Source organism: Nakamurella sp. PAMC28650 (assembly GCF_014303395.1).
Classification (GTDB): domain Bacteria; phylum Actinomycetota; class Actinomycetes; order Mycobacteriales; family Nakamurellaceae; genus Nakamurella.
On the sequence record NZ_CP060298.1, the window covers coordinates 4,629,921 to 4,652,957 of the forward strand.

The following is a 23,037-nucleotide window of genomic DNA, read 5'->3' on the forward strand; positions in this document are numbered from 1 at the left end:
CGGTCATCGCCAGAAGGATGCCACCTGGCCGGCGATCGCGGCACCGACGGCCCGGCCGGCCCGTGCGGCGGGAGCACGCGTGCCGGGGGACAACGGGTTCGGACCGAAGGCCTCGATGGACGCGTCGTCGGCGTGGACGACGAAGACCTCCGCCGGATGCAGCGACTCGATCTCTTCGGCGAGGTGGTCCATCGGCGAGTCAAGCCCGGCGACGGACGGCGTCAGGACCAGGATCCGGTCGCATCCGATCGCTAGATCGGCGTTGGTGCCGGACCGTGTCCCGCCGTCCATGTAGCGATGACCACTGATCGTCACCGGGGGCCAGACGCCCGGCACGGCGCAACTCGCCGTCACTGCATCGGTCATCGTGACACCGCTGTGCCGGTCGAAGACGATCAGCTCGCCGGTCAGCGTGTCGACCGCCGGGATGAGAATCTCTCGTTCAGGCCAGGTCTGGTGCAGGAGTCGCCCCGCGACCGCCGCTCGACGCAGTGGCTCGGCCACCGTCGCGGCGGCCAACGCCCACGCACCGACCCGGCGCAGCATCTCCTCTCGGGAGCTTGCCCCGGCGGCGGCCCCGGCAAATTCGGCCATCAGCTTCTCGGTGTCGAAGTCCACCTCGATCTCGCTGGAGACCGGGCTCAGCTGCCGGGCGAACAGGTCGGCGAGATCGGTGGCCGCGCCGATCTGGGCTGCCACCGTCGATCCAGCCGATGTGCCGACGATCAGGTCGGCGTCCACGATTGCCGGCCGGAGGTCTGCCGCTGCATCCCGAATCCCCAGCAGCACGCCGAGTTCCCATGCGATGCCGGCGACCCCACCGCCGGCCAGGACCAGTCCCCGTTCGACCATGACGATCTCCCTCTCCTGCCGGGCCGCGTCCGGCTCGACGTTGGACGTTCGACGTTGGACACGACGTTCGACACGATAGGCGCTCACCCCGACATCAGCCGCTCCCAGAGCTCGGCCCACGCCTCCTCGGCGGCACCGATCAACGGCCCGTCCTCGCCGAGCGCGGTGGGCAGGATGGGCGGCGGGGCGTGGCGACGGAAGTTCATCAACCCGGCGAGATAGGCCCGCCGGAGTTCGTCGGGAGCGACTTCGAGCAGTAGCGGACCCAGCCCGCCGATGGTGACCAGATCGGGGTCGAGACCGTTGACGAGACCAGCGATTCCGCGCCCGAAGCGGGCCGAGGCCAGACCCATCGCAACGACCGCACGCTGCTCCCCGGTCCTGGCGCTGTCGACCACTGCTCGAAAAAAGGCCACCGAATCACCGGGCTCGGGCACGCCGAGCGATCGCGCCAGCGCCCGGCCGTCGACCGAATCCCCCCAACATCCCAGAGCGCCACAGGGACAACGTACTTCGGGATCACCGAACGGCATGTGACCGAACTCGCCGGCCACGCCGGTGGCACCGTGGGAAATTCGACCGCGCTCCACGACAGCGCCGCCCAGGCCCGCGTCGACCCGTAGGTGCAGGGCGACGGAAGAACCGACGGCCCGTCCGCGACGGGACTCCGCCGACGCAGCAAACGTTGCGTCGTTCCCGGCTGCGAAGACCTCACCGGGTCGGGCGAAACGGGTCAGATCGACATCCGACCAGCCGAGGGTGGTGGCCTCGACGAGGTGGCCGTCCTGCACGATGCCCGGGGCCGAGACCCCGACCCCCCGGATCCGGACACCGAGGCGTCGACGCATTCGGCCCACCGACGCCGCCATCGCCTCGATGACCTGGCCCGGTCCCTGTCCCCGATGGTCCGCATGCTCCGAGAGAACGACGCCACCACCGAGTTCGACGGCCTGGATCCGCCACTCCCGGTACGTCATGGAAAGGGCGATGACCACCGGACCGTCCGGGTGGGGTCCGAGCAGCGTGGTGGGGCGACCGCGCCCACCGGTCGGTGGCGCCGGGCGCTCGCCGAGCAGGTGGCCGGCCACCAGGGTTCCGACCAACTCCGTCGCCGCGCCCGTTCCCACCCCGAGCAGCCTGGCCGCCCGCGCCCTGGTGATTCCCGGCTGATCGTGGACCAGCCGCAACAGATCACCGGCCCGCGTCCTGGTGCTGCCCATGATCACCGCCCGATCCGTCCGTCCCGGGAGCCGCCCGGTCTTGATATTTGCTCGTCAGGGGAGTTTATTATGGACCATGATCAGCGCCTCCGGCACCGGAGACCTCACCGGCCGCACCCACCGCGGCGCACTGGCTGTCCTGGCCGCCTCGGCGTTCGTCTACGTGACGGCCGAGACGCTTCCGGTCGGGCTGCTCCCGCAGATCTCACAGGGCCTGTCGGTCAGCGAGGCCCAGGTCGGTCTTCTGCTGACCACCTACGCGGCCCTCGCGGCCATCACCACCATTCCCCTGACGGCCCTGACGATGCGAATCCCCCGTCATCAACTGATGGCGGTGCTGGTCGCCGTCTTCGCGGTCTCCCAGCTGGCCGCCGGCCTGTCCCCGAACTTCCAGCTGCTGACCGTCAGTCGCCTGTTCTGCGCTCTCGCCCACGGCGTGTTCTGGTCGGCGATCGCGCCGGTGGCTGCCCGGTTGGCACCACCCGGCCGGTCCGGTCGGGCCACCTCGCTGGTCTTCCTGGGAAACTCGCTCGCCCTGGTCCTCGGGGTGCCGCTGGGGACCGCGCTCGGCCAGTGGGCGGGGTGGCGGGTCGCCTTCTTCGCGCTGGCGGTGGCCGGCACGCTGAGCACGCTGGCGCTGCTCACCGTGCTCCCGCACCTGCCGGCCGTCACCCCGATGGACGGAGCGGCATCGGACGGAGCCACATCGAACGGAGCGGTCGTCGACACGCCGACGGCGAGGATCCGGGCGGCGTTGGCCGTCATCCGCTCGCGCCAGATCACCGCCATCGCCGCGGTCACGACCGTGCTGGTCGTGGGACAGTTCGCCGCCTACACGTACATCGCGCCCCTCGTCCGGGATTCGGCAGGACTGTCGGGGGTCGCCCTGAGTGCACTGCTGCTGGGCTACGGCGGCGCCGGACTGCTGGGCACCGTGGTCGTGGGCCGCTTCGTCGACCAGCGGCCGGGCCCGACGCTGGCGATCTGCGTTGCGGTGGTGTCCGCAGCCCTGCTCGCACTGTCGATCGGGCACGGCCGGCTGTTCACCGTGCTGGCCGTACTCGCGTGGGGTGCCGCGTTCACCGCCATACCCGTCCCGTTGCAGTCGGCAGTCCTGCGGGTGGCGCCGCGCTCGCAGGACGCGGCCTCGGCCGTCTACGTGGTGGCGTTCCAGATCGGCATCGGCGGCGGGGCCCTGGTCGGCGAGCGAATCTTCAGCGGCGGCGGGCTGCATGCGCTGCCCGCTCTCGGCGCCGGCCTGGCTCTGGCCGCCGTCATCATCGTCGCCGGTGCCAGAAAGGTGTTCCCGCTGAGCATTACGCCCTTACGTCCTGCAGAGTGCTCGCTATAGGAAGCGCTTTGCAGGACGTCAGGGGAGTATCGGTGCTCCGGTCACGGCTCTGACGTCCTCCACCGTCGTGCCCGGGGCCAGTTCGACCAGCCGGAAGTGGTCGCCGGCGACGTCGAAGACGCCCCGATCGGTGATGACGCGATCGACGACGCCCTGCCCGGTCAGCGGAAGCTCGCAGGCCATCAGCAGTTTCGCCGCGTCGCCCCTCGCGACGTGATCCATCAGCACGATCACCTTCTTGGCACCGTGCACCAGGTCCATCGCCCCGCCCATCCCCTTGACCATCTTGCCCGGGATCATCCAATTGGCCAGATCACCGGTCACCGACACCTGCATGCCCCCCAGCACCGCGACATCGATGTGACCGCCCCGGATCATCGCGAAACTCATCGCCGAATCGAAGTAGGAGGCACCGGGCAGCACCGTCACCGTCTCCTTGCCGGCGTTGATCAGATCGGGGTCGACCTCCTCGTCGTAGGGATACGGCCCGACCCCGAGAATTCCGTTCTCGGAATGAAGATTGAGTTCCACTCCCGGTGCCAGATGGTTGGGGATCAGGGTCGGCAGTCCGATGCCGAGGTTGACGTACTGCCCGTCGGACAGCTCCAGCGCCGCGCGCGCCGCCATCTGTTCGTGACTCCAAGCCATCTCAGGACTCCTTCGGTGACGGGCCGGCGGAATGGGTGCGCACGGTGCGCTTCTCGATCCGCTTGGAAGTCGCCTGGTCGTGCGTCAACGCAACGACGCGCTGGACGAAGATGCCGGGCAGGTGTACGTCGTCAGGTGCGATCGCGCCGATCGGCACGATCTCCTCGGCCTCCAGAATGGTGACCCTTCCGGCCATCGCCGCCGGCAGGTTGAAATTCCCGGCGGCCGCGTGGAAGCGGGCATTGCCGGCCGCATCGGCCTGCGCCGCCCGGACCAGGGCCACATCGGTACGGATGCCCTCCTCCAGCACCATCGACCGGCCGCCGAACTCCCTGACCTCCTTGGGTTTCGACGCCTCCGCGATGCTTCCGTCCGGCGCGTAACGCCACGGCAGGCCACCGTCGGCCACCTGGGTCCCCACACCCGCCGGGGTGAAGAACGCTCCGATCCCGCTGCCGCCGGCACGCAGTCTCTCGGCGAGGGTCCCCTGCGGAGTCAACTCCACGTGCAGTTCACCGGCCAGGTACTGGCGGGCGAACTCCTTGTTCTCCCCCACGTAGGAGGCGATGACGCGGTCGATCCGGTGGGCTTCGAGCAACAGCCCGAGTCCCGCGCCGTCCACCCCGCAGTTGTTCGACACCACGGTCAGATGGCCGGCCCCCTGCTCCAATAGCGCCTGGATCAGCGTCCAGGGAATGCCGGACAGTCCGAAACCGCCGACGGCCAGGGACGATCCGTCCTGGATGTCGGCAACCGCCTCGGCCGCGCTGGGTACCAACTTGTTCATCCTTTTCCCTCCTGGTCTGCCACCGGCACCGCCGGCACGGTCGAACCGGTCGACGGGGCGTCGAGCCCGTCGAAAACCTGCTGTGCCACGGCGAAGGCCCGATTCGCGGCCGGTACTCCCGCGTACACGGCACAATGGAGCAGCACTTCCTGGATCTGCTCGCGGGTCACTCCGTTCCGCAGTGCGGCGGCCACATGCATTGCGAGTTCGTGTTCCTGCCCGAGCGCGGTCAGCAGCGCGAGGGTGATCATGCTGCGGGCCTCTCGGTCCAGGCCTGCCGAGGACTGCGCGCCGGACCACCATTCCCTCCCGGTAGCGCTGCTCGTCGTTCATCCGGCCCCGCCGGCTGTCGACCCGACCACGGTTGACCCGACCACGGTCGATCCCGAGAAATGCTCCAGCAGAGCGGTATTGACCTGGTCGGCCTGCTCCACGTTGGCCAGGTGCGCCGCTGGGTCGAGCATCAACAGACGGGCTCCCGGAACGGACCCCGCGATCAGTCGCAGGTGCTCCGGCGGGGTGGCGGGGTCCTGCGCTCCAGCGATCGCAAGGGTCGGCGCGGAGATCTGGGGCAGCGCCGCCCGCAGATCCATCTCCCCGATGGCCTCGCAGCACGACGCGTAGCCGGCCGCCGGCGTGGCCGCGATCATGTCCCGGTAGAACAGCACCCGGTCCGGATGGGCGGCCGGATAGCCCGCGCTGAACCATCGGGTGACCACGACGTCGGCCACCGCGCTGGTGCCGCCGGCCCGGACGGCCGCGGCGCGGTCGAGCCATCCCTGGCGTGGTCCGAGCAGCGCGGAGGTGCACAGCAGGGCCAACGCGTCGACCCGCTCCGGGTGCCGCGCGGCCAGTGCCATCGCCGTCATCCCGCCGAGCGACAGACCGGCCAGATGGACGGTTCCCAGTTCCAGCCGGTCGAGCAGGACCAGCAGGTCGTCGGCGAGATCCTCGATGCTGCAGGCCTCGTCGGGAACCGGTGAGCGGCCGTGCCCCCGTGTGTCGAAGCGGACCACTCGAAAACGGGCGGACAACACCCGGGCCTGCGCGTCCCACATCTCCAGTGTCGAGCCGAGCGAACCGGCGAGCACCACGGTCGGGGCATCACCGGGCAGGTCGGGGGCCGCGTCGATCCGGTGATGGAGCGCAACTGTCGTCATCAGGGCATCTCCTCGTTCGTCCGCTGGGCCAGTGCCATCATCGTCAACTCGTGCGCGTCGCCCTCACCGGGGGGCATCTGTTGTGCGGCGCGCGCCATCGCAGCCGCGTCGACGACCAGGTACTGCAGACTTTCGCTCAGCCAGGCCGCCGCCGAGCCGGTCAGCCGCAACAGGTCGGCCAGGGTCTCCCACTCGCTGTGCCAGGCGCCGGCAGCCCGTTCGTGCTCCTGGGGCATCGCGGCGAACAGGGTGGCCACCAGCCCGGGTGTCCGCATCGAACAGGCCCGGGCCGAGATCGCCGCGACCGGATTGTGCTTGTGCGGCATCGAACTGGACCCGCCGCGCCGCTCGGTGTCCCCCGGGGCCTGCCCTTCGCCCACTTCCGACGTGGCGCTCTGCGCCAGCAGAACCACGTCCAGCGCCACCTTCCCGACGATCCCGGCGGCGGTACCCAGTGCGCCGGCAAGATCGGCGATGGGAAGCCGCACCGTGTGCCAGGCCAGTTCGGTGTCGGCGAGTTGCAGCAGGCCGGCCAGCTCCCGCCGGATGGCCGGGCCGTGGCCGTTCGACCCGCTGAAGGTGCCGACCGGGCCGGCGTACTGGACCGGAAGATCGGCCGACACCCGACCGAGCCGGGCGATGGCTCCGTCGAGCCCGGCGGTCCAGGTGGCCGCCTTGAGCCCGAAGGTGATCGGCAGGGCGTTCTGCAGCAGCGTGCGGCCGGCCATCCGGGTGGAGGCGTGCTCCGCCGCCAGGTCGGCGGCGTGCCCGGCAGCGGCCCGCAGATGACCGATGACGACCGACATCGCACGCCGGGCGAGCAGCATGCAGGCGGTGTCCAGGATGTCCTGGCTGGTGGCGCCCAGGTGCACGTAGTCCCGCAGGTCCGGACCGAGGGTGGCCTTCAACATCGCGGCCAGTGGGATCACCGGGTTGCCCCCGGCGCCGGCCCGGCGTCCGATCTCCTCGAGGTCGATCTCGAGATTCGTCCAGCGTTCCAGAATGGTCGCAGCGGCACTCTCCGGTACCGCTCCGGCCAGCTGGGCCGCCCGCATCAGAGCCGTCTCCACCTCGACAAGTGCGGCCAGCCAACTGGTGTCGTCCAGGAGACCGATCTGCCAGCCACGCTCGAACGTGCTGCCGAAGATCCCGTTCGAGGTCACAGCGCGAAGAACACGGTCTCGTGCTCGCCCTGCAGGTGGATGTCGAAACGGTAGCCGTCCTCGGTACGGGGGGCGATCAGCGTCTGGCGCGACGCAGCCGGAAGCAACTGCAGCACCGGGTCGGACGCATTGGCCGAGACCTCGTCGCCGAAGTAGACCCGGGTGATCACCCGGTCGATCATGCCACGTGCGAAGACCGACAGATCCACGTGTGGTGCCTGCAGGCCGCCCGCGCCGTCGGGCAGAGCCGCCGGCTTGAGCGTGAAGATCTCGAACCGTCCCTCGACATCGGTGCTGCTGCGCGCATATCCGCGGAATCCGGGAAACGGCCGGCCACCCCGTGGGTCCTCCGCCGAGTCGAATCCGCCGTGTGGGTCGGCCTGCCAGGACTCGACCATGCCGTCCGGGACCGGAAGGCTCTCGCCGTCGAAGACGGTGCCTCGCAACCAGAACCCGCCTGCGGTTCCGAGGTCGGCGGCGTACACCCCATCCGCCCAGGTCAGCCCGATCGACAGATAGGGCCCTACCGTCTGCGACGGAGTCAGCCCGAGACCCGGCACCGGGTTCGGCGCGGCATCCGGGGTGGGGGTCGCTACGGTGTCCGGCATCGAGGAGGTACTCATGCCTCGTCCTCCGGTTCGTCGTCACCTTCGAATGGCGTGCTGCCGCTGCCGCGCAGGACCATGTCGAAATCGTAGGCCAGTGCCCATTCCGGCACTGTGTCGTCCAGGTTGAAGCGGGAGATCAACCGAGCCCTGGCCGCCGGATCCGGAATGGAATTGAAGATCGGATCCTGGAAGAACAGCGGGTCCCCGGGGAAATACATCTGCGTCACGAGTCGCTGCACGAAGGCCCGACCGAACAGCGAGAAATGGATGTGCGCCGGGCGCCAGGCGTTCAGATGGTTCTTCCAGGGATAGGCACCGGGTTTGATCGTGATGAATCGGTACCGCCCGAAGGCGTCGGTCATCGTCCGCCCCAGGCCGGAGAAGTTCGGATCCAGCGGACTGGCCCACCGGTCCCGGACGTGCCGGTAGCGCCCCCCGGAATTGGCCTGCCACACCTCGATCAGGGTGTGCGGCAGCGGACGTCCGTCGGAATCCAGGACGCGACCCTGGACGATGATCCGCTGGCCCTGCGGCTCACCCTCGTGCTGCCTGGTCAGGTCGGCGTCGATCTCGGTGGGCTTGCGGTCGCCCAGCACCGGACCGGTGATCTCGGTGAGGCGCTGCGGCAGATCCACCGGAGTGCGCAGCGGATGACGTAGTGCCGTGCTGCGGTAGGCCGGGGAATCCAGCGGCGGATGGGTGCCCACCGGCGCGACCGGGTAGTGCGGCAAGATCAACTCCGGCATGCGATCGATCCGATTCTCTCGGTGGCCGTTGGATTTTCAGGGATCTGCGGTCAGGCCTCCAACACGACGGCCATCCCTTGTCCGACGCCGATGCACAGCGTGGCCATCCCGTAGCCCCCACCCGCAGCGCGCAGTCGGTGTGCCAGGGCGCCAAGGACCCGCGCGCCAGAGGCACCCAGTGGATGACCGATCGCGATGGCTCCCCCGAACACGTTGACCTTGGCCGGATCGAGCTCCGGCCATCCGGCCAGGCACGAGAGGGACTGGACGGCGAAGGCCTCGTTCAACTCGACGTATCGAAGGTCGTCGAAACCGATACCGGCCCGCGCCAACGCATTTCGGGCAGCCTGCACCGGTCCGATGCCGAACACCTCCGGGTCGACACCGACCGATGCGCAGGACACGATGCGGGCCAGCGGGGTGGCACCGATTTTCTCGGCCGCACCCGCCGTCCCGATCAGCATGGCGGCAGCACCGTCGTTGAGCGGGGAGGAGTTGCCGGCGGTCACCGTGCCGCCGGTGCGAAATGCGGGCTTCAACCCGGCCAGACTCGCTGCGTCGGTATCCGGCCGGATGCTTTCGTCACGATCCAACCCGATACCGGGAATGGGGACGACTTCGTCGGCGAAAACCCCGGCCTCCCAGGACTGATGGGCGAGCCGATGGCTGCGGAGCGCGAATTCGTCCTGGGCCTCGCGGGAGATCGAGTGCAGATCCGCCAGATGTTCGGCGCTCTCACCCAGGGCGATCGTCCAGCGACCATCCATGACGGGGTTCACCAGTCGCCAGCCGAGGGTGGTGGAGAACATCGTCTGATGGCCGGCCGGAAAAGGCCGCTCCGGCTTGGGCACGACCCACGGAGCCCTCGTCATCGACTCGACCCCGCCCGCGACCACCAGATCGACGTCGCCGACCGCGACGGCCCGGCGGGCCTGCACCGCGGCTTCCAGACCCGAGCCGCACAGCCTGTTGACCGTCACGCCGGGCACCGACGTCGGCCATCCGGCCAGCAGCACGGCCATCCTGGCCACGTTCCGGTTCTCCTCCCCGGCCCCATTGGCATTGCCCAGCAGCACGTCGTCGATGGTTTCCGGGTCGAGCCCGGCATGACGGGCCACGAGCGATCGAAGGGTCTGGGCCGCCAGATCGTCCGGACGCACTCCGGCCAGGGCGCCGTTGAACCGGCCGAACGGCGTGCGGACCGCATCGATGATGTAGACGTCCTGCGACACAGACCCATCTCCCTGTCGGTCCCGGGCATCGCTGCACCGCGATGCTTTTCTGTGGGTCACGCTAGGCCGCCGGACGATCGAATGACTACTCTGGGGTTCCGGTGAGTGGAAATCGGTGCGGACTGCGGTACCGAGATCGATGCTCGCGCAAATCAGTGCCGGCGCAAGTCAGTGCCAGCGGAATCGGCAGGGCGGAGAAAACAGGTGGCCGGCGGTGCCCAGGTTCCCGGTCGCAGCGTGACCTCCAAAGCCCTGGCCGTCCTGTCCGCGTTCGACCGCCGGACTCCACGGGCCGGCCTGACCGAGATCGCCGCCTCCGCGGGGCTGCCGATCAGCACCACGCATCGTCTGATCGGAGAATTGGTCGCGTGGGGCGGCCTGGTGCGTCAGAGCGACGGGCAGTACGAGATCGGTCCCCGTCTGTGGGCCCTCGGCCTGCTGGCGCCGGTGTCGCGGAAACTGCGCGAAGTGGCTCTCCCGTTCATGCAGGATCTGGCCGCGACCACCGGCGAGAACGTCCACATCGCAGTACGTACCGGCATTCATGCGCTCTACGTGGAACGGATCGCCGGTACCCGGTCGGTCGCCGTGGTCAGCCGCAGCGGATCCGAACTACCGCTGCACGCCACCGGTGTCGGCAAGGTGCTGCTGGCCCATGCCGATCCCGAGACGGTCGGGCAGGCTTTGACGCGCCTCGTCAGGGTCACCCCCTACACGGTCGTGGACCGGCCGCGGATGGTCAGACAGCTCGCCGAGATTCGGCGTCGCGGCTGGGCCGAGACATCGGAGGAGATGACCATCGGGACCTGTTCGGTCGCCGTACCGGTCCTTGATTCCGACCAGCGGGTGGTCGCGGCCCTCGGGGTGGTCGCCACCAGCAGCCGTCGTGGGCTCGCGAAGCTGGTCCCCATGCTCCAACTCGCGTCCCGCGGCATCACGCGGTCCGCCGGTGCTGGTGACGGTGTGGATCTATGACGCAGGCCGCTCCAGCGCTCTGCGTCCCGGTTCATTTCCGTTCAGCGGAAACGCAGCCTGGCTTGCAGCGGTGACCGGGGCCACCATCGGACCATGCGTACACAGGTGGCCATCATCGGAGCCGGCCCTGCAGGATTGCTGCTGTCCCATTTGTTGGCCCGACGCGGGATCGAATCCATCGTCATCGAGAACCGTTCGCGGGCCTACGTCGAGGCCAGGCTGCGAGCCGGCGTTCTCGAGCAGGGCACCGTCGACCTGCTCGACGAGATCGGACTCGGGAAACGACTGCACGTCGACGGCCAGCGGCACGACGGCATTCATCTGCAATGGCCCGGCACCCGGCATCGGATCGACTTCCCGGAGCTGTGCGGCCGATCCGTCTGGGTGTACGGGCAGACCGAGGTGGTCAAGGATCTGATCCAGGCCGCCGTTGACACCGGACAACCGGTACATTTCGAGGTGTCCGACGCCCAGATCCATTACGTCGACGGTGATTCCCCCTCGGTCACCTTCACCGACGCGGCCGGCGAACCGCAACGGATCGACTGCGACGTGATCGCCGGCTGCGACGGCTTCCACGGGATCAGCCGTCCGCAGGTGGCCGCCACCGGGCAGCAGGTCTTCCAACGCGAATACCCCTTCTCCTGGTTGGGGATTCTCGCCGCCGTCCCGCCGTCCACCGACGAACTGATCTATGCGTGGCACCCGAACGGATTCGCCATGCACAGCATGCGTTCACCGGAGATCAGCCGGCTCTACCTGCAGGTGACACCGACGGACACGATCGAGAACTGGTCCGACGACCGGATCTGGAGCGAACTGTCGACCCGGATGGAGCTGGACGGGTGGCACCTGGCCGACGGACCCGTGCTGGAGAAGGGCATCACCCCGATGCGCAGCTTCGTCAGCGCACCGATGCGCCGCGGTCGTCTCTTCCTGGCCGGCGACACCGCCCACATCGTCCCGCCGACCGGGGCGAAGGGCCTGAACCTCGCGGTGGCCGATGTCGCGGTCCTCGATCGGGCGCTGGGCGATCTGCTGAACCGCGGTGACAGCTCGCTTGCTGACGCCTACTCCGAGACCGCTCTCCGCAGAGTCTGGCGCTCGACCCACTTCTCGTGGTGGATGACGTCGATGCTGCACCGCGCGGGCGACGAGTTCGACGACCAGCTCCAACTCTCCCAACTGCGCTACGTCGCCTCGTCACCGGCCGCCGCCGCCTCGCTGGCCGAGAACTACACCGGCCTGCCCCTCGACCGCTGAAGGCAGCAGACCGGGTCTGCGCGTCGGAAAGTACTGATCACCCAGCCCACTGGGTGTATTTCCAGCTGTCTGCGACGCGCGGTGCACCCTCCGACGCGCGGTGCACCCTCCGACGCGGACCAGGACCAGGAGCGGGGGTGCGGGCGGCGCCGGGCGGGGGCTCAGATGCGGGTGCAGGTCAGATCCGGACGCCGGTCATGCCGCCGTCGACGGCCAGGATCGTGCCGGTGGTGGAGGCGGTGAGCGGGCTGGCCAGGTAGGCGATGGCGTTCGCCACCTCGGCGGCGGTGACGAGGCGCCCCATGGGCTGTCGCGCCCGGAGGTTCTCGGCGGCGACGGCGGCATCCGGCGCCTGGGCGAGCAGCCGGCCGACCCAGGGAGTGTCGGCCGTCCCGGGTGTCACCGCGTTCACCCGGATCCCCTCGTGCAGGTGGTCCGCGGCCATCGCCAGTGTCAGGGCCAGGACCGCACCCTTGCTCGCGCCGTAGACAGCACGCTGCGGCAGCCCGACGCTGGCCACCACCGAGCAGGTGTTGACGATGGCGGCGTGCTCGGAGCGACGCAGGTGCTCGAGCGCCGCCCGCGTCACCCTGGCGATGCCGACCACGTTGACGTCGAAGACGCGGTGCCATTCCTCGTCGCTGTTCTGGGCGATGTCCCCGGCGGCGCCGATTCCCGCGTTGTTGACGAGGATGTCGATGCCACCCAGTCGTCGGGCCACCTCGCCGATCGCCGCGTCCACGTCCGCCGATGAGGTGATGTCGCACTTCACGGCGGTGAAGACCGCAGTGTCCACCGAGGTCGGATCCCGGTCCAGGATCGCCACCCTCGCCCCCCGCTCCGACAGCAGGGCTGCAGTAGCGGCGCCGATACCACTGGCCCCACCGGTCACGACGGCCACCAGATCGTTGAATTCAGTCATCTCTTCCTCGGATCGATATGGATCTTGGGTCCGGGCCCGGCAGTTGCCGGGCGCCATCCGGCCAGCACGTCGCCGGCCTGTTCGAGGCCGACGGTCGCAGCGACGAGTGGTCGCGGGTCGACGGTCCCGGAAGCAAATTTCTCGATGGTTGCGGTGAGCCCCGGAGAGCCACTCAGGATTCCGACTGCGGTGACGTCCTTGAGCGCCAGCTCCCTGGTGTCGATCCGGCTCGGAGATCCGGCCAGTCCGACGTAGACGACGCGCTTGCCCGGCTCGACCAGGTCGAGCGCCAATGGTGGCAGCGCAGCCGAATTCGACGAGTCGACGACGGCATCCCAGGCCCGCGCCGGCAGATCCTCCTGGGTCCACACGCCCTCGAACCCCAGCGTGCGCGCAAACTCGAGCGAGCGCGGCGAGCGCCCCATCAGATGCACCTCGACGCCCTCCGCAAGGGCGAACATGGCCACCAGCAGCCCGATCGTGCCCGGCCCGAGCACGAGAAGACGGTCACCGGCGGCAAGGTCGGCTCCCCAGACGGAGCGGAGCGCATTCCCGCCGGGTTCCACCAGCGCCCCGGAGGCCTCATCGACCTCCACCGGCAGCGGATGCAGCGCGCTGACCGGGACCGCCAACTGCTCGGCCAGGGCACCGGGAAATCCGCCGCGGATCCCGACCTCGAAACGGTCCTCGCAGACGTGCTGCAGGCCCGCCAGACAACGACGGCAGTGGCCACAGCCCAGCATCGTGTCGCCGGTGGTCCGCCGGCCAAGCCAGTGCACGTCGACGCCGACGCCGACGGCCGAGACGGTACCGCACCACTCATGGCCCAGGCGCATCGGGTAGGAAGCGAAACCCTGGTGCAGATAGGCCATCTCACCGGTGAAGAACTCCACGTCGGTGCCGCAGACACCCACCCGCTCGACGTCGACGACCACCTGACCCCGACCCGGGACGGGCGCTGCGACATCGTGCACCGCGAACTCGCGGGGGCCGGTGACCACGAACGCCCTCACCGTCCGGCACCGCCCGGGCCGCCGATCTGGGCCATGACTTCGGATCCGGTCGCCGATTCGGTCGGTTCCGCGAGCGACGTGCCGCGATCGCCGCGATCGCCGCGAAACCCGTGCCGCGATTCAGCGGAGTTCGTCACCTCTGCAGGGTCGGCCACGTCAATGCGATTCACGGGAGACCTCGTCGCCACTGGACCCGACCAGGAAGTCGAGGTCCGCGCCCTGGTCGGCGCCCTGGACCGTTTGCACGTAGAGCTTCTCCCAGCCGCGCTTGGGGTTGGCGTAGCCGGCGGCGGCCACCTCGGACGGCTGCCGCCGGGCAAGTTCCTCCGCGGGGATGTCGATGTCCAGTCGCCGTGCTGCGACGTCGAGGGTGATCATGTCGCCGGTCTGCACCAGCGCCAGGGGGCCACCCGCAGCCGCCTCCGGGCAGACGTGGAGAACGACGGTGCCGTAGGCGGTCCCACTCATGCGGCCGTCACAGATGCGCACCATGTCCCGGACACCCTGCTGCAGCAGCTTCGTCGGCAACGGCATGTTGGCGACCTCCGGCATTCCCGGATATCCCCTGGGCCCGCAGCCCCGCAGGATCAGTACCGAGTCGGCGTCCACGTCCAGACCCGGATCATCGATCCGCGCGTGCATGTCCTCGATAGAGTCGAACACCATCGCCCGGCCTCGATGACTCAGCAGGTGCTCCGAGGCGGCCGCCGGTTTGATGACCGCACCCCCCGGGGCGAGATTTCCGTACAGCACAGCGATCCCGGCGTGCGGCTGCACCGGGGCCGCCCGCAACGAGATGACCTCCGGGTCCCAGATCTGCGCGTCGTCCAGATAGCTGGCCAACGGCCTCCCGGTCACCGTCAGCGCGTCGGGGTCGAGCAGATCCTTCACCTCCCGCAGGACCGCGAGCAGGCCACCGGCACGGAAGAAATCTTCCATCAGCCAGCGGCCGGCGGGCTGCAGATCCACCAGCAACGGCACGTTCGACCCGGTCCGGTCGAAATCGTCCTGGGTCAACTCGATCCCGAGCCGCCCGGCGATGGCCAGCAGATGCACCACGGCGTTCGTCGAGCCCCCGGTGGCAGCCAGGGCGACGATCGCGTTGAGGAACGAGCCCCTGGTCAGGATGGAGGACAACCGTCGCTCCTTCGCGACCATGTCGACGATCAATCGGCCGGTCTCGTGCGAGGCCTCCAGCAATCGGCTGTCCGCCGCCGGGGTACCGGCCAGGCCGGGCATGATGGTGCCCAACGCTTCTGCCACCACCGCCATCGTGGAGGCCGTTCCCATGGTGTTGCAGTGCCCGCGACTGCGGATCATCGAAGATTCGGACTTCAGGAACTGGTCCTCCGACAGGGTGCCTGCCCTGACCTCCTCGGACAGCCGCCAGACGTCGGTTCCGCAACCCAGCGCGACACCGCGGAAGGTGCCCGTCAGCATCGGGCCACCCGGGATCACCACCGCAGGGATGTCGACCGAGGCCGCCGCCATCAGCAGTGAGGGAATGGTCTTGTCGCAGCCGCCGAGCAGTACGACACCGTCGATCGGGTTGGCGCGCAACATCTCCTCGGTCGCCATCGCCGCCATGTTGCGCCACAACATCGCCGTCGGGCGGACCAGCGTCTCGCCCAGCGAGACCACCGGAAGGTTCAGCGGGATGCCACCGGCCTCGTAGACGCCCTGCTTGACGCTCTCGGCCACCTCGTTGAAATGGGAGTTGCACGGCGTCAGATCCGAGGCGGTGTTGGCGATCGCGATGTGCGGTCGCCCGTCGAAAGCGTGAGCAGGTAGACCCCTTCGCATCCACGCGCGATGGATGTAGGCGTTGCGGTCGGTGCCTGCGTACCACTGGGAGCTTCGATGCTCGGCCATGACTGCCTTCCAGATACCGGAACTGTGATCCATGGTTCGGAACGTGGCCAAGGATACGGCGGCGGGTACCGGCGGACTCGGGGGCCGCCTCCCTGACGAGCGAAACGAATCCACCGGGACCGGGATCCCCGGTCAGGAATCGAAGTCGACCGTCACGGTGTCCGAGACCGGGAGCGCCTGACACGTCAGCACATAACCGGCCCTGACCTCGGCCTCCTCCAGAGCAAAATTGCGCCGCATCCGCACCTCTCCGTGGGTCACCAACGCCCGGCAGGTACCGCACACTCCGCCCTTGCAGGCGAAAGGCAGGTCAGGGCGTATCTTCTGGGCTCCGTCGAGCACCGTGACATCCGGCGGGACGATCGCGGTCGCACTCCGACCGTCGAGCACGACCGTCACCTCCGCACCGGGACCTGCCGGCGCATCGTCGTGGCGAGTCCCGACCGGCGGATCTGCGCCGACGTAGAACAGCTCCCGGTGGATGCGCCCCGCCGGCACCCCGAATTCGGTCAGCACCTGGATGGCATCGGTGATCATCCCGAACGGACCGCAGAGCCAGAAGTGATCCACGCCGGCCACGTCGAACGTGGCCGGCAGCAGCCGTCGCAGGCGCTCGGCGTCGAGCCGGCCGCTGAAGAGGTCGACCTCCTGTGGTTCCCGGGACAGCACGTGCACCAGATGCATCCGGGCCGGGTAGGAGTCCTTGAGGTCCGCGACCTCGTCGGCGAACATCACCGAGTCGCTCCGGCGATTCCCATAGATCAAGGTCACGGTGGACCCGGGGTCGGCGGCCAGCACCGACGCCGCGATGGAGAGCATCGGGGTGATGCCCGACCCGGCGGCGATCAGCACATGCCGGCCGGGCGTGGTCAGGTCGGGACTGAAGGACCCGGCAGGCGCCTGTACGTCGATGAGGTCACCGACGCGGACCTGGTGGATCAGCCATCCGGAGAACAATCCCCCGGCGACCTCCCGGATCCCGATGCGCGGGGCCTGACCGGCGGGCGCGCAGATCGAGTACGACCGTCGCTCGTCGCCCCGCCGGAGGGTCAGGGACTGGCCGGGAGCGAAGCGGAAATCCTCCCGGAGTTCCTGCGGGACATCGAATCTCACCGCCGCGGAGTCATCGGTCAGGGTTTCCACGTCGGCGACGCGCAGGGCGTGGAATTCGGTGCGCGGGGCCACCTAGATCTCCTTGACGTACTCGAACGGTTCACGGCAGTCCAGGCACCGGTAGAGCGCCTTGCAGGCCGTTGCGCTGAACTGCGAGGTCTCGTCGGTGTTGACGGAACCGCAGTGTGGGCAGGCCACCATCCGCGTCACCATGCTCAGCGTCAGCGGGATCGGCCCGGCCGACCGGGTGGCCGCAGCGTTCGGCGGCGCGATGCCGGCCGCGGTCAGCTTGGCCCGGCCGGCGGCGGTGATCCAGTCGCTGCTCCACGCCGGCGAGAGTTCCGTCCGGATGATGACGTCGGCGAAACCAGCCTCCTGCAGCCGATGTCGGAGGTCGTGGCTGATCTCGCCCATCGCAGGGCAGCCCGAGTAGGTCGGGGTGACGGTGGCGGTCACCGACGTACCGTCCACCCTGACCCCGCGCAGGATGCCGAGATCGGCCAGGGTCACCATCGGCAACTCGGGGTCCGGGACCTGCGCGGCGGCCGCCCAGGCTTCGTCGTCGCCCAGCCACGCCGGGCTCACCATCTCGCGTCCGGGTGGGCCCGGGCAACGCTCTGCATCTCGGCCAGGACGTAGCCGAACGCTTCGGTGTGCAGACCATCTCGGCCGTAGCGTCCACCGACTCCGGCCAGCCCGGCGGCGGTCGGCCGTGCCAGACCGGCGGTGGCCAGCACGGTGTCGATGACGACATCCACCTCGGTGCGCAGGGTGGAGGAGTCGACGGCCACCCGTGGGAGCGCAGCCTCGACCGGGTGCGAGCGGAAGAGCTCGTCGACCAGCGGCCAGACGACCTGCAGCGCGGCCTGCATCCGTCGGTGCGATTCGGCGGTGCCGTCACCGAGCCGGACGACCCAGCGGGCCGCATAGTCGCGGTGGTAGGTCAGCTCCTTGACCGCCTTGGCGGAGATGGCCGCCAGTACCTGATCTGTCGATCCCCGCAGCGCGTCGAACTGCGCCAGTCGCCAGGTCGAGAAGATCAGCAACCGAGCCAGCATCTCGGCGAAATCGGCATCGACCCGTTCGACGAGACGAACGTTGCGGAACTCCTGCTCCGCACGCCAGAAGGCGAAGGCGTCCTCGTCGCGGCCGGTACCGTCGGCCCTCCCGGCCCTGGCCAGCAGCATCCGCGCCTGGCCGAGCAGATCCAGCGCGATGTTGCCGATCGCCGTCTCCTCCTCCAGTTCGGGAGCCCGGGTCATCCACTGCTGCAGCCGATGACTCAGGATCAGTGCGTCGTCGCCCAGCATCTGGCAGTAGACGGACAGCGCCTGCGCATCCACGCCCGGCGGAACGGTCGTGTCCACCCCCTCGAGGGCATCGGTGAATCCGGTGCCGAACGCCCAGCGGTGGTCATCGGAGTCCGCCGTCAACGCGTGCGCCGCGAAGTCGTCGTCGAGACCGTCGGACCCGGGTTCGGGAGAGGCCGGCTCAGCACGGGACACGTTATCTCCCTTCACATGTGGGGAACATCGTCGGGGATGTCGTAGAAGGTCGGGTGCCGGTAGACCTTGTCGCCCGACGGTGCGAAGAACGGGTCCTTCTCGTCGGGGCTGCTGGCCGTGATGTCCGCGGCCGGGACGACCCAGATGCTGACGCCCTCGTTGCGTCTGGTGTACAGATCGCGTGCGTGGTGCAACGCCATCTGCGCGTCCGTCGCGTGCAGGGAACCGACATGGACGTGGTTGAGTCCGCGTTTGCCGCGGAGGAACACCTCGTACAGCGGCCAGTCGGCGCTCATGTGGACTTCGCCTTTGCGGCGTGCGCCAGCGCCGCCTCCCGGACCCAGGCGCCCTCGTCGTGGGCTGCCTTGCGGTGCGCGACACGCTGGGCGTTGCACGGCCCGTCGCGTTTCACCACGTGCCAGAACTCCTCCCAGTCCGGCGTTCCGAAATCGTGGTGTCCGCGCTCTTCGTTCCACCTCAGCTCCGGGTCCGGGAAAGAGACGCCCAGCTTCTCGGCCTGCGGCACCGACATGTCGACGAAGCGTTGGCGCAGTTCGTCGTTCGTATGGCGCTTGACCCCCCAGGCCATCGACTGCTCGGTGTTCGGTGACTCGTCGTCCGGCGGGCCGAACATCATCAGGGCCGGCCACCAGAAGCGATCTACCGACTCCTGCACCATGTTCCGCTGCGCCGGGGTGCCGCGCATCATCGTCATCAGCAGCTCGTACCCCTGACGCTGATGGAAGGACTCCTCCTTGCAGATGCGCACCATCGCCCGCCCGTACGGGCCATAGCTGCTGCGGCACAACGGAACCTGGTTGCAGATCGCGGCACCATCGACGAGCCAGCCGATCACCCCGACGTCTGCGTAGGACAGGGCCGGGTAGTTGAAGATCGAGGAATACTTCTGCCGGCCGTGGACGAGCCTGTCGGTCAGATCCGCCCGATCGACGCCCAGACTCTCGGCCGCCGAGTACAGGTACATGCCGTGGCCCGCCTCGTCCTGCACCTTGGCCAGCAGGATCGCCTTGCGCCGCAGCGACGGCGCCCTGGTGATCCAGTTGCCCTCCGGCTGCATGCCGATGATCTCGGAGTGCGCATGCTGGGCGATCTGCCGGATCATCGTCCGGCGGTAGGCTTCCGGCATCCAGTCACGTGGCTCCACCCGCTGCTGGCGTGCGATGGTCGCGTCGAAATGGGACTGCAACTCTGCGCTTCGATCGGTGTCGTCCAAGATGCCCGTCATCACTTCGGCCCTTCGCTCGAGATCGCCACCGTCTGGTCCGGTGCAGCCATCGGCCATCGTTCGGCCACCATGGTCAACACGTCGTACTTGGCCACCGACGCGCCGTCCTGCTTGGTGAGGTCAGCATCCCAGCGCACCTCTCCGTAGTCGCCGTCCCGCGGGGTGATGGCCTTCGCCGTCAGGGTGATGGTCAACTCGTCGCCGGGATAGGTCGGCGTCAGGAATCGCAGGTTGTCCAGACCGTAGTTGGCCAGAACCGGGCCGGGGGCCGGATCCACGAAGAGGCCGGCGGCGAAGGACACCACGAGATAGCCGTGCGCCACCCGCCCGTCGAAGAACGGGTTCGCGGCAGCGGCCACCGCGTCGGTGTGGGCGTAGAAGTTGTCACCGGTGAACTCGGCGAAATGGTCGATGTCTGCGACCGTCACAGTCCGCGGTCCGGCCACCACGGTGTCGCCGATCCGCAACTCGGCCAACGACTTCCGGAACGGGTGAACGTCGGTCACACGGCGATCGGCGCCGGCCGTCCAACGCCCGGTGATCGCGGTGAGCATCTGCGGCGACGCCTGGACGGCCGAGCGCTGCATGTGGTGCTGCACCCCGCGGAGCCCGCCCAGTTCCTCGCCGCCACCGGCGCGCCCAGGGCCGCCGTGCACCAGGGTGGGTAGTGGCGATCCGTGACCGGTCGATTCGCCGGCATCGGCACGGTCCAGCACCAGCATCCGCCCGTGCCACGGCGCGATCCCGAGCACGACCTCGCGCGCCACGTCCTGGTCGTGGGTGATCAACGAGCCGACCAGGCTGCCCTTCCCGCGGATCGCGAGAGCGATCGCGTCGGCCACCTTCTCGTACCCGATCAGCGTACTGATCGGGCCGAAGGCCTCGACCTCGTGCGGCTCGGCCCGATCACCGTTGGCGCGCAACAGGATCGGTGACATGAACGCACCACGGTCGGCGTCCGCGCCGATGACCTCGACGTGATCGGGATCGCCGAAGACGACGGTCGACACGTCCAGCAACGCCTTGAGCGAGCGGCGCACGTCCTCCCGCTGCTCGAGCCCGGCCAGGGCGCCCATCCCGACCGACGGGTCAGCCGGATTTCCGATGACGATTTTCGCCAACCGCTCCGACACGGCCTCGCCGACGGCGTCCAGCATCGAGTTCGGGACGATGGCGCGGCGGATCGCGGTGCACTTCTGTCCCGCCTTCACCGTCATCTCGGTGGTCAACGCGTTCACGTAGAGGTCGAACTCCGGGGTACCGGGAACGGCGTCGGGACCGAGGATCGAGCAGTTCAGGGAGTCGGCCTCGGCGGTGAACCGCACGCCGGCCGCGACGACCGCCGGGTGGGCGCGCAGCTTGCGGGCGGTGCTGGCCGATCCGGTGAAGCCCAGTAGATCCTGATCGGTGAGGTGATCGAGCAGATCGCCTGCGCTGCCGGTGATCAGCTGCAGGGCGCCGGCCGGTAGCAGGCCGGACCCCACGATCAGCTGGACCAGTCGATGCGTGATGTAGGCCGTCGGACTGGCCGGCTTGACCAGACTCGGCACACCCGCCAGGAAAGCGGGTGCGAACTTCTCCAGCGGACCCCACACGGGGAAGTTGAAGGCGTTGATCTGCACGGCGACCCCATGGCGGGGGGTCCAGATGTGCTGTCCGACGAAGGTTCCACCCCGACCCAGCGCCTCGAGTGTGCCGTCCAGCAGGACGTTGTCGTTCGGCAGCTCGCGACGCCCGCGGCTGGCGTAGGTGAGCAGCACCCCGATTCCGCCGTCGACGTCGAACCTGGCGTCCGCCCTGGTGGCGCCGCTTCGCGTCGACAGGGCGTACAGCTCGTCACGATGCTCGCGCAGGGTGGAGGCCAGCGCCTTGAGCAGCGCGGCCCGCTGGTGGAACGTCAGCGCGCGCAGACCCGGCCCGCCGACGGCTCGCCCGTGCTCCAGCGCAGCGGCCATGTCGATGCCGGTGGTGGACAGGCGCGCGATCTCCTCGCCGGTGACCGCGTCGCGAACGGGCGCCGCGTCGGCCTCGTCCACGTCCGGGACCACCCACCGACCCTGCACGTAGCTGGACAGCACCACCATGGATCGACCTCCGCGCCGAGTCGCCGGTGTCCTGGGCCACCGAGGTGGGCAGACCCGCGATACCGACCGTCTGTTCGTTCGGTAATTATGCCTCCAGGCGCTCTCACGAGTCAACGGCCCGCATCCATGGCAAAAGCGTCGGAGCATCGCCTCGGCGTATCGCCCACGCGGTCGGAGTCCAACGGATCCACGCTACGATTCGCCCGAAGGGCCTGGCCACCTGAGGAGCGACGTGTCACACCCGACTTCCCCGTCCGACCAGGTCACCTCGATGATGGCCGCCGACAGCGCATCTCGAGCACTGGGCATCGTCCTTCTCGATCATGGAGCCGGCTGGGCCGTCACCGAGATAACGATCCGGCCGGACATGGTCAACGGCTACGGGACGGCACACGGCGGACTGATCTTCGCGGTGGCCGACACCGCCTTCGCGTGCGCCTGCAACACCCGCGGCGCGATCGCCGTCGCCGCCGGATGCGAGATCGTCTTCGTCGCACCGGCCAGGATCGGCGACCTCCTGCGGGCCGAGGCCCGTGAGCGCACCCGGTTCGGTCGGTCGGGCATCTACGACGTGACCGTGGGCCGGGGGGCGGAAGTGATCGCCGCGTTCCGGGGCCGGAGCCACCAGGTGGAGGACGAGCCATGACCTCGACGGGGAAGGCACTGCCACCGGAGAAGGCACCGTCGCGTCGACGCGGGCGGCCCGGTCACGACCTGTCCACGGTGCTGGCCGCTTCCGTCGCAGTCTTCAACGAACGAGGTTTCGACGGCACCAGCATGGAGGATCTCTCCGCCCGCCTCGGTATCGGCAAGTCCTCGATCTACCACCACGTCGAGAGCAAGGAGGAGCTGCTGCGGCGCGCCCTGGACGAGGCGCTCCTGGGCCTCGAGGAGGCCGCCGAGGAGGTGCGCGCGCTGGACGGTCCCGCCGTGGAACGGCTCGAGATGTTGTTGCGCCGCAGCGTCACCGTGCTCGTGGACCGACTGCCCTACGTCACCCTGCTGCTGCGGGTCCGGGGCAACAGCGAAGTGGAACGAGCCGCGCTGAGCCGTCGGAGAGCGATCGACCGCCTCGTCGCCGACCTCGTCGGGCAGTCAGTCGGTGATGGCGACCTGCGACCCGACATCGACCCCGCCATCATCGCGAGATTGCTGTTCGGCACGGTGAACTCGCTGACGGAATGGCTCAAACCCGGTACCCGGCACGAGGCGACCGACCTGGGCGACATCGTCTGCGCCGTCGTCTTCGACGGGCTCAGAATCGATCGATGAGGTCC

At 69.0% G+C, this 23,037-nt stretch carries 24 protein-coding genes; 5 read left to right on the top strand and 19 right to left on the bottom strand.

Annotated features, from left to right (window positions below; genetic code table 11):
- Positions 1-3 precede the first annotated feature (3 nt).
- The gene (locus H7F38_RS21035) at positions 4-939 is read right to left on the bottom strand and encodes a patatin-like phospholipase family protein (RefSeq protein WP_222618234.1); all 936 of its coding nucleotides are present in this window, start codon (positions 937-939) and stop codon (positions 4-6) included.
- Entirely contained in the window at positions 936-2,072 is a 1,137-nt protein-coding gene (locus H7F38_RS21040; RefSeq protein ID WP_187094866.1) for an ROK family protein, read from the bottom strand. Before H7F38_RS21040 ends, H7F38_RS21035 begins: the two co-directional genes overlap by 4 nt.
- Before the next feature lie 76 nt (positions 2,073-2,148).
- Between H7F38_RS21040 and H7F38_RS21045 the strand changes: the two genes are divergently transcribed.
- Positions 2,149-3,423: an MFS transporter gene (locus H7F38_RS21045; protein ID WP_187091617.1), complete on the top strand. Its 1,275-nt coding sequence runs from the start codon at positions 2,149-2,151 to the stop codon at positions 3,421-3,423.
- Between the two features lie 18 nt (positions 3,424-3,441).
- Here H7F38_RS21045 and H7F38_RS21050 read toward each other — a convergent pair whose 3' ends face one another.
- The 8 genes from H7F38_RS21050 to H7F38_RS21085 all read right to left on the bottom strand — a co-directional run bounded on the left by H7F38_RS21050 (position 3,442) and on the right by H7F38_RS21085 (position 9,767).
- Positions 3,442-4,071 carry a 3-oxoacid CoA-transferase subunit B gene (locus tag H7F38_RS21050; protein WP_187091618.1) on the bottom strand — a complete coding sequence of 210 codons (630 nt, stop codon included), beginning with the start codon at positions 4,069-4,071 and terminating at the stop codon, positions 3,442-3,444.
- A gap of 1 nt (position 4,072) precedes the next feature.
- Positions 4,073-4,858 (bottom strand): CoA transferase subunit A, encoded by a 786-nt coding sequence (locus H7F38_RS21055; protein ID WP_187091619.1) that lies wholly within the window; start codon positions 4,856-4,858, stop codon positions 4,073-4,075.
- Positions 4,855-5,109: a carboxymuconolactone decarboxylase family protein gene (locus tag H7F38_RS21060; RefSeq protein WP_187091620.1), complete on the bottom strand. Its 255-nt coding sequence runs from the start codon at positions 5,107-5,109 to the stop codon at positions 4,855-4,857. Before H7F38_RS21060 ends, H7F38_RS21055 begins: the two co-directional genes overlap by 4 nt.
- A gap of 78 nt (positions 5,110-5,187) precedes the next feature.
- A complete protein-coding gene (gene pcaD, locus H7F38_RS21065; protein WP_187091621.1) occupies positions 5,188-6,018 on the bottom strand; it encodes a 3-oxoadipate enol-lactonase in 831 nt (276 codons plus the stop codon).
- Entirely contained in the window at positions 6,018-7,181 is a 1,164-nt protein-coding gene (locus H7F38_RS21070) for a lyase family protein (protein WP_187091622.1), read from the bottom strand. The genes pcaD and H7F38_RS21070 overlap by 1 nt, the downstream gene beginning before the upstream one ends.
- Positions 7,178-7,804 (bottom strand): protocatechuate 3,4-dioxygenase subunit alpha, encoded by a 627-nt coding sequence (gene pcaG, locus H7F38_RS21075; RefSeq protein WP_222618236.1) that lies wholly within the window; start codon positions 7,802-7,804, stop codon positions 7,178-7,180. Before pcaG ends, H7F38_RS21070 begins: the two co-directional genes overlap by 4 nt.
- Positions 7,801-8,535, bottom strand: a complete 735-nt coding sequence (gene pcaH / locus H7F38_RS21080) for a protocatechuate 3,4-dioxygenase subunit beta (RefSeq protein ID WP_187091623.1) — start codon at positions 8,533-8,535, stop codon at positions 7,801-7,803. The genes pcaG and pcaH overlap by 4 nt, the downstream gene beginning before the upstream one ends.
- Before the next feature lie 50 nt (positions 8,536-8,585).
- Positions 8,586-9,767, bottom strand: coding sequence for a thiolase family protein (locus H7F38_RS21085; protein WP_187091624.1), 1,182 nt, complete (start codon positions 9,765-9,767; stop codon positions 8,586-8,588).
- A gap of 237 nt (positions 9,768-10,004) precedes the next feature.
- On the opposite strand from H7F38_RS21085, the gene H7F38_RS21090 reads away from it, so the two are divergent.
- Positions 10,005-10,742, top strand: a complete 738-nt coding sequence (locus tag H7F38_RS21090; RefSeq protein WP_255498099.1) for an IclR family transcriptional regulator — start codon at positions 10,005-10,007, stop codon at positions 10,740-10,742.
- Positions 10,743-10,835: 93 nt separating this feature from the next.
- On the top strand, positions 10,836-12,005 hold the full coding sequence (locus H7F38_RS21095) for a 4-hydroxybenzoate 3-monooxygenase (RefSeq protein ID WP_187091626.1): 1,170 nt from the start codon (positions 10,836-10,838) through the stop codon (positions 12,003-12,005).
- Positions 12,006-12,183: 178 nt separating this feature from the next.
- Here the strand turns inward: H7F38_RS21095 and H7F38_RS21100 are convergent, their stop codons facing one another.
- The 9 genes from H7F38_RS21100 to paaZ form a co-directional block, all read right to left on the bottom strand.
- Complete coding sequence (locus H7F38_RS21100) at positions 12,184-12,927, bottom strand: SDR family NAD(P)-dependent oxidoreductase (protein WP_187091627.1); 744 nt, start codon at positions 12,925-12,927, stop codon at positions 12,184-12,186.
- Entirely contained in the window at positions 12,924-13,940 is a 1,017-nt protein-coding gene (locus H7F38_RS21105; protein ID WP_187091628.1) for a zinc-binding dehydrogenase, read from the bottom strand. The genes H7F38_RS21100 and H7F38_RS21105 overlap by 4 nt, the downstream gene beginning before the upstream one ends.
- 156 nt (positions 13,941-14,096) lie before the next feature.
- Complete coding sequence (locus H7F38_RS21110; protein ID WP_187094868.1) at positions 14,097-15,812, bottom strand: IlvD/Edd family dehydratase; 1,716 nt, start codon at positions 15,810-15,812, stop codon at positions 14,097-14,099.
- Between the two features lie 132 nt (positions 15,813-15,944).
- Positions 15,945-16,997: a 1,2-phenylacetyl-CoA epoxidase subunit PaaE gene (paaE, locus tag H7F38_RS21115; RefSeq protein ID WP_187091629.1), complete on the bottom strand. Its 1,053-nt coding sequence runs from the start codon at positions 16,995-16,997 to the stop codon at positions 15,945-15,947.
- Positions 16,998-17,513: a 1,2-phenylacetyl-CoA epoxidase subunit PaaD gene (gene paaD, locus H7F38_RS21120; RefSeq protein ID WP_187091630.1), complete on the bottom strand. Its 516-nt coding sequence runs from the start codon at positions 17,511-17,513 to the stop codon at positions 16,998-17,000.
- The gene (paaC, locus tag H7F38_RS21125) at positions 17,507-18,358 is read right to left on the bottom strand and encodes a 1,2-phenylacetyl-CoA epoxidase subunit PaaC (RefSeq protein ID WP_370531397.1); all 852 of its coding nucleotides are present in this window, start codon (positions 18,356-18,358) and stop codon (positions 17,507-17,509) included. Before paaC ends, paaD begins: the two co-directional genes overlap by 7 nt.
- Positions 18,359-18,441: 83 nt before the next feature.
- Positions 18,442-18,726 (bottom strand): 1,2-phenylacetyl-CoA epoxidase subunit PaaB, encoded by a 285-nt coding sequence (gene paaB, locus H7F38_RS21130; protein ID WP_187091632.1) that lies wholly within the window; start codon positions 18,724-18,726, stop codon positions 18,442-18,444.
- Entirely contained in the window at positions 18,723-19,676 is a 954-nt protein-coding gene (gene paaA, locus H7F38_RS21135) for a 1,2-phenylacetyl-CoA epoxidase subunit PaaA (RefSeq protein WP_187091633.1), read from the bottom strand. The genes paaB and paaA overlap by 4 nt, the downstream gene beginning before the upstream one ends.
- Complete coding sequence (gene paaZ, locus H7F38_RS21140) at positions 19,676-21,760, bottom strand: phenylacetic acid degradation bifunctional protein PaaZ (RefSeq protein WP_187091634.1); 2,085 nt, start codon at positions 21,758-21,760, stop codon at positions 19,676-19,678. Before paaZ ends, paaA begins: the two co-directional genes overlap by 1 nt.
- Positions 21,761-22,031: 271 nt before the next feature.
- Here paaZ and paaI point away from each other — a divergent pair, with 271 nt between their 5' ends.
- Both paaI and H7F38_RS21150 read left to right on the top strand, forming a co-directional pair.
- The gene (gene paaI, locus H7F38_RS21145) at positions 22,032-22,406 is read left to right on the top strand and encodes a hydroxyphenylacetyl-CoA thioesterase PaaI (protein WP_187094869.1); all 375 of its coding nucleotides are present in this window, start codon (positions 22,032-22,034) and stop codon (positions 22,404-22,406) included.
- Positions 22,403-23,032: a TetR/AcrR family transcriptional regulator gene (locus H7F38_RS21150; protein ID WP_187091635.1), complete on the top strand. Its 630-nt coding sequence runs from the start codon at positions 22,403-22,405 to the stop codon at positions 23,030-23,032. The genes paaI and H7F38_RS21150 overlap by 4 nt, the downstream gene beginning before the upstream one ends.
- Positions 23,033-23,037 lie beyond the last annotated feature (5 nt).